Annotated in this window: 12 protein-coding genes; 7 read left to right on the forward strand and 5 right to left on the reverse strand. The window is 64.0% G+C overall.

The window, feature by feature from the left end:
* Position 1 precedes the first annotated feature (1 nt).
* The 7 genes from CLU94_RS16855 to CLU94_RS16885 all read left to right on the forward strand — a co-directional run bounded on the left by CLU94_RS16855 (position 2) and on the right by CLU94_RS16885 (position 7,901).
* Complete coding sequence (locus tag CLU94_RS16855) at positions 2–757, forward strand: ABC transporter ATP-binding protein (RefSeq protein WP_099666449.1); 756 nt, start codon at positions 2–4, stop codon at positions 755–757.
* Positions 757–1,485, forward strand: coding sequence for an ABC transporter ATP-binding protein (locus CLU94_RS16860; RefSeq protein WP_099668356.1), 729 nt, complete (start codon positions 757–759; stop codon positions 1,483–1,485). The genes CLU94_RS16855 and CLU94_RS16860 overlap by 1 nt, the downstream gene beginning before the upstream one ends.
* Before the next feature lie 9 nt (positions 1,486–1,494).
* On the forward strand, positions 1,495–2,109 hold the full coding sequence (gene paaY, locus CLU94_RS16865) for a phenylacetic acid degradation protein PaaY (protein WP_099666450.1): 615 nt from the start codon (positions 1,495–1,497) through the stop codon (positions 2,107–2,109).
* A 23-nt stretch (positions 2,110–2,132) separates the two neighbouring features.
* Positions 2,133–4,184, forward strand: coding sequence for a phenylacetic acid degradation bifunctional protein PaaZ (gene paaZ, locus CLU94_RS16870; RefSeq protein ID WP_099666451.1), 2,052 nt, complete (start codon positions 2,133–2,135; stop codon positions 4,182–4,184).
* A 394-nt stretch (positions 4,185–4,578) separates the two neighbouring features.
* Positions 4,579–5,841: a hypothetical protein gene (locus tag CLU94_RS16875; protein ID WP_099666452.1), complete on the forward strand. Its 1,263-nt coding sequence runs from the start codon at positions 4,579–4,581 to the stop codon at positions 5,839–5,841.
* 10 nt (positions 5,842–5,851) lie between these two features.
* Entirely contained in the window at positions 5,852–6,259 is a 408-nt protein-coding gene (locus CLU94_RS16880) for a hypothetical protein (protein WP_099666453.1), read from the forward strand.
* 61 nt (positions 6,260–6,320) lie between these two features.
* On the forward strand, positions 6,321–7,901 hold the full coding sequence (locus tag CLU94_RS16885) for a methyl-accepting chemotaxis protein (protein ID WP_099666454.1): 1,581 nt from the start codon (positions 6,321–6,323) through the stop codon (positions 7,899–7,901).
* On the opposite strand, the gene CLU94_RS16890 is transcribed toward CLU94_RS16885, so the two are convergent.
* The 5 genes from CLU94_RS16890 to CLU94_RS16910 are packed head-to-tail and all read right to left on the reverse strand — an operon-like array spanning position 7,898 to position 12,441.
* Positions 7,898–9,121 carry a M24 family metallopeptidase gene (locus CLU94_RS16890; protein WP_099666455.1) on the reverse strand — a complete coding sequence of 408 codons (1,224 nt, stop codon included), beginning with the start codon at positions 9,119–9,121 and terminating at the stop codon, positions 7,898–7,900. The two genes, CLU94_RS16885 and CLU94_RS16890, sit on opposite strands and share 4 nt — an antisense overlap.
* A gap of 45 nt (positions 9,122–9,166) precedes the next feature.
* Positions 9,167–9,703 (reverse strand): type II secretion system protein, encoded by a 537-nt coding sequence (locus tag CLU94_RS16895; protein ID WP_257218853.1) that lies wholly within the window; start codon positions 9,701–9,703, stop codon positions 9,167–9,169.
* Positions 9,690–10,073 carry a type II secretion system protein gene (locus CLU94_RS16900; RefSeq protein ID WP_257218854.1) on the reverse strand — a complete coding sequence of 128 codons (384 nt, stop codon included), beginning with the start codon at positions 10,071–10,073 and terminating at the stop codon, positions 9,690–9,692. Before CLU94_RS16900 ends, CLU94_RS16895 begins: the two co-directional genes overlap by 14 nt.
* A gap of 5 nt (positions 10,074–10,078) precedes the next feature.
* The gene (locus CLU94_RS16905) at positions 10,079–10,561 is read right to left on the reverse strand and encodes a type II secretion system protein (RefSeq protein WP_257218855.1); all 483 of its coding nucleotides are present in this window, start codon (positions 10,559–10,561) and stop codon (positions 10,079–10,081) included.
* On the reverse strand, positions 10,558–12,441 hold the full coding sequence (locus CLU94_RS16910; protein WP_099666458.1) for a secretin and TonB N-terminal domain-containing protein: 1,884 nt from the start codon (positions 12,439–12,441) through the stop codon (positions 10,558–10,560). Before CLU94_RS16910 ends, CLU94_RS16905 begins: the two co-directional genes overlap by 4 nt.
* Between the last annotated feature and the right edge of the window lie 2 nt (positions 12,442–12,443).

The raw sequence follows: 12,443 nt of genomic DNA on the forward strand, positions 1-12,443 counted from the left end.
CATGCTGACGATTAACAATCTGAGCAAGAGCTTTGGCGGCGTGCACGCGGTGCAGGACGTGAGCTTCACTGTCAAGGAAGGTAATATCCATTCCGTGATCGGCCCGAACGGCGCCGGCAAGACGACCCTGTTCAACCTGATCACGGGCGTGTACACGCCCACCAAAGGCGAGATCTTGCTCAATGGCGAAAACGTGGCCGCCATGTCGCCCGATGCACTGGCGCGGCGCGGCATGAGCCGCACCTTCCAGAACCTGCAGGTGTGCATGAACATGACGGCCATCGACAATGTGATGGTGGGCGCGCATTTGCGCCTGAACCAGAACCTGTTCGCTTCCATGCTGCGCTTGCCGTCCGTGCGCCGCGCCGATGCGGCTTGCCGCGACGAGGCGGCCAGTTTGATGGAGTTTGTCGGCGTGGGACGGCATATCGATGACGAAGCGGGGCAGATGTCGTACGGCGCCTTGAAGCGCCTGGAAATCGCCCGCGCGCTGGCCGCCAAGCCGAAGGTGCTGCTGCTCGATGAACCGGCCGCAGGCCTGAACCACACGGAAACGGGCGAAATCGAAGCCTTGATCCGCAAGGTGGCGCAGTCGGGCGTGACGGTGGTGCTGGTCGAGCATGACATGAAACTGGTGATGAACCTGTCGGACCATATCCTGGTGCTCGACTATGGCAAGAAGCTGGCCGAAGGGACTGCCGCCGAAGTGCGCGCCAATCCTGACGTGGTGGCAGCGTATCTGGGAGTGGCGGCATGATGCAAAATGAAATTCAGGCTCCGCTGGTACTCGATATCAAAGGGCTGACCAGTCATTACGGCCGCATCCAGGCCCTGCACGGCATCGACCTGCAGGTGCGCCAGGGCCAGCTGGTGGCGCTGGTGGGCGCGAATGGCGCTGGCAAGACGACCCTGTTGCGTGCCATCTCCGGCGTGCAGCCGATCAGTGCCGGCAGCATCGCCTTCGCCGGCCAGGACGTCAGCCGCATGAGCGCCGACAAGCGCGTGCGCAGCGGTATCTGCCAGGTGCCGGAAGGACGGCAAGTGTTCGGCCCCATGACGGTGGAAGACAATCTGCGCCTGGGCGCCTTCACGCGCCCCCCGCAGGACGTGGCGGGCGACATGGAGCGCATGTACGGCCTGTTCCCGATTCTGAAGGAAAAGCGCTTGCTGCTGGCCGGGACGCTTTCCGGCGGACAGCAGCAGATGCTGGCCATGGCGCGCGCGCTGATGGGCCGCCCGCAACTGCTGTTGCTCGACGAACCGAGCATGGGCCTGGCGCCTTTGCTGATCGCGGAAATCTTCCGCATCGTGGCCGAGTTGCGGGACCAGGGCATCACCATTTTCCTCGTCGAGCAGAATGCGCATGCCGCCCTGTCGATCGCTGACGTGGGCTATGTGATCGAGACGGGCGCCATCACGCTGTCCGGCCCCGGTCCCGAATTGCTGCATAACGAGCAGGTACAAAGCGCCTATCTGGGCATGTAAGGAGTCTGTATGGTCAAAGTCTACGAAATCAACGGCGTCACCCCCGTCGTCCACCCCAGCGCCTATGTGCACCCGTCGGCCGTGCTGATCGGCGACGTGATCGTCGGCCCGCGCTGCTACATCGGCCCGTTGGCCTCGATCCGCGGCGACTTCGGCCGCTTGATCCTGGAAGAGGGCGCGAACCTGCAGGACACCTGCGTCATGCACGGTTTTCCCGGCTGTGACACGGTGGTCGAAGTCGACGGCCATATCGGCCACGGCGCCGTGCTGCATGGCTGCCGCATCGGCCGCAATGCGCTCGTCGGCATGAATGCCGTGGTGATGGACAACGCCATCATCGGCGAGGAATCAATTGTCGCGGCCATGAGTTTCGTCAAGGCGGGCATGATCGTCGCGCCGCGCAGCATGGTGGTGGGCACGCCGGCCAAGGTGATGCGCGCGCTCACCGACGATGAAATCAAATGGAAAAGCTCGGGCACGGGCCAGTACCACGAACTGGCCGTACGCTCCATGCACACGATGCGCGAAGTGGAAGCCCTGACGGAAGTCGAGGCAAACCGCCAGCGCCTGAATTTCGAATCGGCCTTGCCGCTGCATTTGCACAAGAACGCCGCAGCGCAGTAAAAACCAACATAGGAGTAAACCACATGGCTCACATATCCACCCTGCAAAGCCTGATCGCCGGCCGCTGGCTGGGCGAAAGCGCCGCCGTGCCCCTGCACAGCGCCTTGAACAACCGCGTCATCTATCACACGCATGCGGAAAAGATCGACTTCGACGAAGCCGTCACGTATGCGCGCAAGACGGGTGTGCCTGGCCTGATGGCGCTGGACTTCCAGCAGCGCGCCGCCCGCCTGAAGGCACTGGCGCTGTACCTGGTCGAGCGCAAGGAAGAACTGTACGCGATCTCGCACCTGTCGGGCGCCACGCGCGCCGACAGCTGGGTAGATATCGAAGGCGGCACGGGCACCCTGTTCGCCTACGCCAGCATGGGCAGCAACGAGCTGCCGTCGTCGAACGTGCTGCATGAAGGCCCGGCCATCGCGCTGGGCAAGAAGGGCGGTTTCGCCGGTACGCACATCCTGGTGCCGCGCGGCGGCTTGGCCGTGCATATCAACGCCTTCAACTTCCCTATCTGGGGCTTGCTGGAAAAATTCGCCCCGAGCTTCCTGGCGGCCATGCCCTGCATCGCCAAGCCGGCCACGGCGACGAGCTACCTGACGCAGGCCGTCGTGCGCATGATGCACGAATCGGGCTTGCTGCCTGCTGGCAGCCTGCAATTGGTGATCGGTTCCACGGGCGACTTGCTGGACCGCTTGAATGGCCAGGATTTCGTCACCTTCACGGGATCGGCCGCCACGGCCGCCAAGCTGCGCACCAATCCGAACCTGATCATCAATTCCGTGCCGTTCAACGGCGAAGCCGATTCGCTCAACTGCGCTATCCTGGCGCCAGACGTCACGCCGGACGATGTGGAATTCGACCTCTTCGTCAAGGAAGTCGTGCGCGAGATGACGGGCAAGTCGGGCCAGAAGTGCACGGCCATCCGCCGTATCATCGTGCCCGAGCACCTGATGGACGCCGTCGGCACGCGCTTGCGCGAGCGCCTGGCCAAGGTGGTGGTGGGCGACCCGTCCATCGACGGTGTGCGCATGGGCGCGCTGGCATCGAAAGAGCAGCAGAATGATGTGGCCGAGCGTGTCGCCACCCTGTCGCAGGGCAACGAGGTGGTGTTCGGCGCGGCCGACGGTTTCAATCCCGTGGGCGATGGTGCCCAAGATGGCAGCTTCTTCTCGCCGACCCTGCTGCTGTGCCGCGACGCCTTCGGTAACGACGCCGTGCATGACGTGGAAGCGTTCGGCCCCGTCAGCACCATGATGGGCTACAAGGACATCGACGAGGCGCTGGCCCTGGCCGCACGCGGCAAGGGTAGCCTGGTGAGCACCCTGGTGACGCGCGATCCGAAGATCGCCGCGCGCGTGGTGCCGCAAGTGGCGGCCACGCATGGCCGCGTGCACGTGCTCGAGCGCGTGGCGTCCGTCGATTCGACGGGCCATGGCTCGCCCCTGCCGCAGCTGAAGCACGGCGGCCCTGGCCGCGCGGGCGGCGGCGAGGAGCTGGGCGGCGTGCGCGCCGTGCGCCACTACCTGCAACGGGCGGCCGTGCAAGGCTCGCCGACCATGCTGGCGGCCATCACGGGCGAGTACGTGCGTGGCGCGGACGTCAACGAAAGCCCGATCCACCCGTTCCGCAAGCACTTCGAGGACTTGAAGACGGGCGACTCGCTGCTCACGCATCGCCGCACCGTCAGTGAAGCGGACATCGTCGCCTTCGGCGGCATCTCGGGCGACTTCTTCTACATGCACTTCGACGAAATCGCCGCCAAGGAGTCGCAGTTCGGCAAGCGCATCGCCCACGGCTACTTCGTGCTGTCGGCCGCTGCGGGCCTGTTCGTCTCGCCCGGCGTCGGCCCCGTGCTGGCCAATTATGGCCTGGACAACCTGCGTTTCGTCGCGCCGGTGGCGATTGGCGACACCATCCGCGCGCGCCTGACGTGTAAGCGCAAGGTCGACCGCAACCGCAAGGACGTGTTTGGCGTGGGACAGGGTGTGGTGGCGTGGGACGTGCAGGTGACGAACCAGAACGAAGAACTGGTGGCCAGCTACGATATTCTGACCCTGGTATCGAAGCGCGAGTAAGCGTTTCTGCAGTACGGCATTGACCGGCGCCACCCGCGATTTTCGTGTGGGTGGCGTTTTTTTTAGTCGGATTATTTTCCTCTTGAATTATCCATAAGTGTATGAAAAATATAGCCTAAGTGTGGTTTTGCACAGCGTGCTATTTAGATAAACACCTCTAGAACGCATGCTTTTTCCTTGAAAACGGGCGAATTCGCTCATTGCTTCAAGAAAACTTTCCAACGTAAAACCTTTTCTCTGTAGCATGGTTTTACTCACTGGTCACGCCGCCAAACACGCTCAACGATGCGATGGCGGCGCGAAAAAAACGGACCCGGCCTTTTACGGCCGGTGAGCCATCGACCGCGAGTCCCATTCCACGATTAACGTTCACCGCTACGGGTATTTAATTACTATGAATAAACACGTCCTGATTTTCCTGCTGGCCATGCCCTTGGCCATCAGCCATGCCTATGCCGAAGAGGTCACCGGTCCCGCAGTCAAGATCAGCGGTTACGGCACTGCTGCCCTGACCATGGCCGATACCGACAACGCGCAGTTTGCGCGCCCGAACCAGGCTGCCGGCGCTGGCCGCACGGCCCGCACGGGTGTCGATTCCAACCTGGGACTGCAAGCCAATGTCACCGTCAATCCCTGGTTGTCGGCCACCGTGCAGGGCCTGGCGCGCAAGGATGGCGAGGACGATTTCGGCGCCGAACTGGCCTGGGCCTTTGCCAAGGCGAAGGTGTCGGACAGCTTCAGCGTGCGCGTCGGTCGCATGGGTCTGCCCGTCTTCATGATTTCCGATTATCGCAACGTGGGCTATGCCAACACCATGCTGCGCCCGCCCGGCGAAATGTATTCGCAGGTTCCCCTGAACAGCATCGATGGCGTCGACGGTACCTATCAGTTCAGCGCGGGCGATACCAGCATCACCACGCAGCTGGCGCTGGGCCGCACCAAGGCCACCCTGGCCACGGGTCCCGATTCGACCGTGCAGGTGGAAGGCAAGTCCATCGTCGCCCTCAACGTGGTGGCCGAGCATGGCCCCGTCACCGTGCGCTTCGGCCGTGCCGAAACCAAGTTGACGATCAACGATTCGCCCAGCCTGAACACCTTGATGGGCAGCTTGCGCGCGGCCGGCAGCGGCTACCGGATCGCCCAGCTGGGTGCCCTGGCCGATGCGCTGGAAGTCAAGGACAAGAAGGCGTCATTCACGTCCGTGGGCCTGGGCCTGGACTGGAACAATGTCCTGGTGCAGTCCGAATATGCGAAGCGCAAGACGGACAGCTATGTCAGCGACAGCACTTCGTGGTACGTGATGGGCGGCTATCGCATCGGCGCCTTCCTGCCGTACTACAGCCACGCCAGCCTGAAGGCCGATGGCCGCGTGAACAACACCGTGCCCGCATCCTGCCCTGCCGGGTATCCGGCAGCCTGCACGCTGACGTTGCGCGCCCTGTCGGCCGGCGTCGACACCCTCGCGTATATGCGTAATCAGCTGGAGCAGTCGACGGACAGCATCGGCGTGCGCTGGGACTTCCACCGTTCGGCCGCGCTGAAGGTACAGATCGACCGCATCAAGCCGAAGAATGGCCCCGGCCTGTTCGTGCAAGCCAAGCCCGGTTTCCACGGTCCCGTCACGGTGGCTGCCGCCGCCATCGATTTCGTTTTCTAAGGAGCGCCGCATGAAACCATTGATCTTTTATGTGGCTGCCTTGCTGGCGCTGTCGAACGCTGTTCCCGCCAGGGCCGAAGTGGTCGTGGTGGTCAATCCGAAGAGCGCCGCCGGCGCCATGACGAATGAACAGGTGGCGCAGTTTTTCCTCGGCAAATCGACGGCCATGACGCCGATCGACCAGCCGGAAAGTGCCCCCGTGCGCGCCGAGTTCTACAAAAAGGTGACGGACAAGGAGCCGTCGCAGGCGAAGGCCCTGTGGTCCAAGCTGGTCTTCACGGGCAAGGCGACCTTGCCGAAGGAAGTGGCCAATAGCGCCGACGTGAAGAAGGCTGTCGCCGCCGATCCGAAAGCCATCGGCTATATCGAAAAGAGTGCCGTCGACGGCACCGTCAAAGTGGTGCTGACGGCGCCATAAAGCCGGTTCGGGCCGCGCGTCATGCGGCGGCCCGATCATTCATCAAAATCAGGAGACAGCAATGAGCATCAAACGCAAGATATGGGCGCTGCCTGTCGTCTCGGCCGTGATTTTCGGGCTGGGGCTGGCCGTCAGCGCCTATCTGTCCACAGCCACGCTCAATTCCATCCACGCCACTGAAAGCGCCGACTATCCCGTGCTTGACATGGCCAAGTCGCTGACCCTGGACGTGGCCGCCGTCGGCGACGCCCTGCGCGATGCCGTCAGCGAAGGCGACAAGGAGCGTATCGGGCAAGTCGGCGGCCAGGCCGTCAAGCTGCGCGCCAAGCTGGCGGCCTTTGCGGCGATCCCCGGCCAGCGCGAACAGGGCCAGCGCCTGGCCAAGGAATTCGATGTCTACTATGCGCCGGCGCTGAGCGCGGCGCGCATCATGCTGGAAATGGAGGAGGGCGACCCGCAAGCGACCGTGGCGCGCATGCAGGGCGCGCTGGCGGTGCTCAACACGGATCTGGCGAAGACCAACGAACAGGCGCAAATACAGTTCAAGCAGGGCATCGAACGCAGCGCGGCCAATGTGCGCAATGCGCTCAACACCAGCATCGCCGTGGCGCTGGCCGTCATCGTCTGCCTGGTGGCCGTGTCGCATTTCGTCGTGCGCGCCATCTGGCAGCAGCTGGGCGGTGAACCCGAATACGCGCGCCAGATCGCGCGCGCCGTGGCCGATGGCGACCTCTCGATGAACATCGTGACCGAGGCGGGCGACCAGGGTAGCTTGCTGGCGGCGCTGAAGGACATGCGCGCCAAGCTCGGCGGCATGGTCTCGGACATCAAGGCGTCGGCTGAAACCATCCAGGTGGCCAGTGCCGAGATTGCCCAGGGCAATGCGGACCTGGCCGCGCGCACGGAATCGCAGGCGGGCAGCCTGGATCAGACAGCGCGCAGCATGGACAGCCTGACCGCCACCGTGCGCGACAACGCCGCCAACGCGGGCCAGGCGCATGAACTGGTGGTGTCGGCATCGTCGGTTGCCGTGAAGGGTGGGCAAGTGGTCAGCCAGGTGGTCACCACCATGGGCGAGATCAACGATTCATCCAGACGCATTGTCGACATCATCGGCGTCATCGACGGCATCGCCTTCCAGACGAATATCCTGGCCCTGAATGCGGCCGTGGAAGCGGCGCGCGCGGGCGAACAGGGGCGTGGCTTTGCCGTGGTGGCGTCCGAAGTGCGTAACCTGGCGCAGCGCAGCGCGGCAGCGGCGCGCGAAATCAAGCAATTGATCGGCGATTCGGTGGCCAAGGTGAATGTCGGCTCGAAGCTGGTCGACGAGGCGGGGCTGACCATGGGCCAGATCGTCGATTCCGTGAAAAAAGTGGCCGACATCATGGCCGAGATCAGCGCCGCCAGCCAGGCGCAAAGCGCTGGCATCGGCGATATCGGCGTGGCCATCGGCAGCATGGATCAAATGACGCAGCAAAATTCCGCGCTGGTGGAAGAGGCATCGGCGGCGGCCGAATCGCTGCAGGAACAGGCCGTGCAACTGGGCACGGCGCTGGCCGTGTTCAAGCTGGCGCAGGGAAGCGCGCCGGCGATGACCACCGTGCCAGCGGCACGGCGGCTGGCGTTGACGAAGGCGGCTTAAACCTTCAGCCCGAACGGATCGTCGATGCTGTGCGCTGGTTCGGTGAACCAGCGCGGGCCGTTTTCCGTCATGTAAAAATGGTCTTCGTGGCGGATGCCGAATTCGCCGGGGATGCAGATCATCGGCTCGTTCGAGAAGCACATGCCGACGTCCAGCGGCGTCGTGTCATTGCCCACCAGGTAAGGCCATTCGTGGATATCGAGGCCGATGCCGTGGCCCGTGCGGTGCGGCAGGCCGGGCAGCTTGTAGCCGGGGCCAAAGCCGTCCGACGCCAAAGAGACGCGCGCCGCGCGGTCCACGTCGCCGCAGGGCACGCCCAGCTGCGCGGCGGAAAACGCCGCGGTCTGAGCCGCCTTTTCGCTGTTCCACACGCTGCGCTGGCGTTCGCTGACGGTGCCAAACACATAGGTGCGCGTGATGTCGGAGATGTAGTTCATCACCTGGCAGCCCGTGTCGATCAGCACCGTGTCGCCCGCTTTCAGGGTCTGCACGTAGTTCACGCCATGCGGATAGGCCGTCGCTTCGCCGAACAGCACGATGCAGAAATACGAGCGGGGCGCGCCCACCTTGCGGTGCGCGCGCTGGATGAATTCTTCCACTTCCACCGTCGTGATGCCTTCATACAGCATGCTGGCCGTGGCCACGTGCACGGCCAGGGTCATGTCCATCACGCGCTGCATCAAGGCGATTTCGGCCGGCGACTTGCGGCTGCGGCAGTATGCCGTCACGGCGCGCGCATTTTCCAGCGCGTAGCCGGGAGCCAGCGGCCGGATGCCGTCATAGATGAAGAAGGCGGCGCTTTCGCAGATGCCTATGCGCGGCGGCTGATTCGCATCCTGGGCGATACCCATGCGTGCCAGCATGTCGACGAACAGCTGGTACGGGCTTTCATGCTCTTCCCAGCAATGGACCTTGCCCTCGATGACCATGAAACCCGTCAGGGTGCTTTCTTCGAAGGCGGGGGCGATGTATTCGAGCTCTCCGCTGGCCGGCAGGATGGCGCCCACCATGCGTTCGCTGGCATACCACTTGGTGCCCGTGAAATAGGTGAGGTTGGCGCCCGCGTTCAGGTAGATCGCGGCGATGCCCTGTTTGCGCATGAAGGCTTGCGCCTTGGCGATGCGCTGCGCATGTTCGTCCTTGCCGATGGCGACCATGCCGGACGTCATGTCCGACAGCGATGCCAATGCCTGTTCGATGGAAGTGCCACCTATGCTCATGCCTGCTCCTTTGCTCGATGCTGAATATGGAATGCGGGCATGATATCAGTTCGCGCCTTTCGGCTTGAGCCCGGGCGCGCCGCCGGCCGCATCGGGCGGTGCCAGCACCAGGTCGTGCGGATACGTGAAGTGCCAGTCCGCGTAGCGCTGCTTGCGGCGCAGGCTGGCGTCTTCGTCGAGGAAGTTGTCCTGCTTGATGGGCAGCTGCGGCGACAGCGAATGGATGCCGACGATGCGGCCCTCCTGCCGCAGCAGGCCCCATTCTGCCTTGCCCGTGACGGGGTCTGCATACAGGCGCCGCAAGTGCCGCCGGGCGTTGGCGTAGCGCGGGTCGCGCAACAGTTCCTGCAAGGTCAATGGATAACGGGGGCGGCCATCGCCCGGCGTACTGTCGTAGTAGCGGCCCAACGCGTTGCGGAATTCATGGCCGATGAACAGCAGCTCGCGCTCTTTTTCGCGCCGCGCGGCCGTGGCAAGCAGCTCGCTGGCCAGCACCAGGCCCACGCCCATGAAGGCCACCAGCATCAGGGTCCAGATATACGCGAAGCCCCTTGCGCGGCGCTGGAAACTAGAGCTGCTCAAAGGGGATGCCCTCGCGCGTCTTGCCCTTGGCGCCGCTGCGCACGTCGGCCACGCCGCCGATCTCGCCATTGGGCGACGGGATCAATTGCCAGGTGGCGGCGGACTCCGTGACGGGGTCCAGCGGCACGCTGCGGAAGTAGTGGTGGGTCACCAGGTCGGCCAGCGCGGCCGGGTACTCGCCCTTGTCGGCATAGTATTTATCCAGGCCGCTCCTGAGCACCTGCAGGTTCTCCTTCAGGGCGACCTCCTTCGATTTTTCCACCGAGCCGAAATAGCGGGGAATGGCGATCGTCAGCAGCAGCGAGATGATCGCCAGCACCACCAGCAGTTCGACCAGCGTAAAACCGCGGCGCGGATGTGAGCAGGGCATCGAAATCACCATTCCTTGAGCGGCACGCCGTTCAGGCCCACCTTGGTCGAGCGCGAGGCGACGTCGAACACGTCTTCGCCTTCGCTGGGATTGTCGGGCGGCGAGGCGTAGGCGCGCTTGCTCCAGCTGTCGGCCGCGCTGCCTTCTTCCCTGGGTTGGAACGGGTCGCGCGGCAGGCGGCGCAAAAAATAGATGTTCTGCTTCGAGGGACTGCGTTGGTCGGGCACGCCCTCGACCAGTTCCTCGAGTTTTTTCGGATAGCCGGAAGCGCCCAGCGAAAGCTTGATGCGGCCATTGTCGGAAGTGCGCTTGTAGGTATCGATCGCTTCGCGTATCTCGATCAGGGCGCTGCGCAACTCCTGTTCCTTCGCCCTTTGCTGCGCCACCTGCGCCATCGGCACGGCGACCGTGGCCAGAGTCGCCATGATCGCCAGGGTGATCATCAGCTCGATGAAGGTAAAGCCCCGCTGCTTCACTGGCCACCTCACTGGCCACCCTTTACAGTGGCCTTGTCGCCGGCCGCTGGCGCCTCGTCGCCGCCCGTCATGGGCGAGCCGCTGCGTGGGGCGGCCTGCTCGGGCGCGGCGACGGCTTCGGGGCTACCACCCACGCTGGCGCGGCCGCCCACGGATGCCTCGGTGCCGGAATTGAATTCGGCCGTCATCAGATCCGGGCGGCGGATGCTGCGCAGCAGGCGCGGCGTGATCGACAGCACGATCTCGCTGCGCATGGCGTCGTCCTTCTGGCTGCCGAACAGGCGGTTCAGCACGGGCAGTTCGCCCACGCCCGGCACCTTGTTGGCCGTACCCCGGTCCTCGTCGCTGATCAGGCCCGCCAGCACCTGCGTTTCGCCGTCTTTCAGGCGCAGGACCGTCGAGGCGCTGCGCGTGCCGATCTGGTATGCCTGCGTGCCCGTCTTGCTGATCACTTCCTTGACGACGTTCGACACTTCCAGGTTGATCTTGATGGCCACTTCGTCGTCCAGGTAGACGTTCGGTTCCACGTCGAGCTTCAGGCCCACGTCGATGTAGTTGACGCTGTCGGAACTGACGCCGTTATTCGTCGTGACGGTAATGACGGGCACGCGGTCTCCAATGAGGATCTTCGCCTTTTCCTTGTTGCGCACGCGGATGCGCGGATTGGCCAGGATATTGCTGTCGCTGTCGGTCTTGTTGGCGTTCAGGGTGACGCCGCCGATGCCCAGGTTGATATTGTCGCCATTGATGCGGTGCAGGTCCGCCACCTTCAAGCCACCCAGGCCCCCCGTGCTACCTGCGACGCCGGCCAGTGTCAGGCTGGCCTGGTCCGGCCAGCGCACGCCCAGTTCCATCAGGCGCGTGCGCTTGACTTCCAGCACCTCCACTTCCAGCATCACTTCCGGGTCGGCCAGGTCCTGCACGTTGATGATGCGCTCGGCCATGCGCACCATTTCCGGCGTATCGCGCAGCATGATGATGCCCAGGCGTTCATCCGTGACGACGTCCTTGGCCTTGAGCAGGGTCTTGATGGAAAACGCCACTGTCTTGACATCGGCATTGGCGAGGAAGAAGGTACGCACCACGAGCTGCTGGTAATCCTTCACCTTTTGCGGCGTGTTCGGGTAGATCGTGATCGACTTGTCGCTGGTGACGCTTTGTTCCAGCTGATTGGCGCCCAGCAGCATGGCGATCGCCTCTTCGATGCTGGTGTCGCGCACGGAGATGGTGGCGCGCAGGGCCGGGTCGACTTCCTTGTCGAAGACGAAGTTCAGGCCCGACACCTTGCTAAGAAGATCGAACACGGAGCGCAGCGGCGCGTCGCGAAATTCCAGGGTCACGGGTTTGCGGTAGGCGGCCGCCAGCTTGCCGCCGGATGGCAGGTTTTTTGACTGCGCCTCGCCGATGCGGCTTTTCAGGGCCAGCGCCTCGCGCTGTGCGGGGCGTTCCTGCAGCACCTGGCGCAAGGCTTCCTGCGCCTGCGCGATATTCGCTTCGCCACCGCGCTGGTAGTTGGCCTGCGCTTCCTGCACCAACTTGCGGTGCCGCTCATCCTGCGCCACGCCGGCCAGGCCCCGCTGCGCCACATCGTTGCTGGCATCCAGCGCCAGCGCCTGCTGGTACAGCGCTTGCGCCTCGGGTAGCTTGCCTTGCTGGCGCAGCGCTTCGGCGCGGCCGTTCAGGTTATTCAGCGCGCGCATCCTGCCATTCGTGACGGCGATGCGGTACTTGGCGTTGGTCGGCTCGGCTTGCGCCGCTTGTTCCAGCAGGGCTAGGCCCTGTTCCGTGCGACCGGCGCCCAGCATGGCCTGGCCGTCGTTGTAGGCCTGGTTGCCGGCGCAGGCGGCCAGCAGGGACAGCATCGGCAGCAGGGCGATGACAGTGCGTGACATAT

Source organism: Janthinobacterium sp. 13 (genome assembly GCF_002749695.1).
GTDB lineage: Bacteria > Pseudomonadota > Gammaproteobacteria > Burkholderiales > Burkholderiaceae_D > Janthinobacterium > Janthinobacterium kumbetense.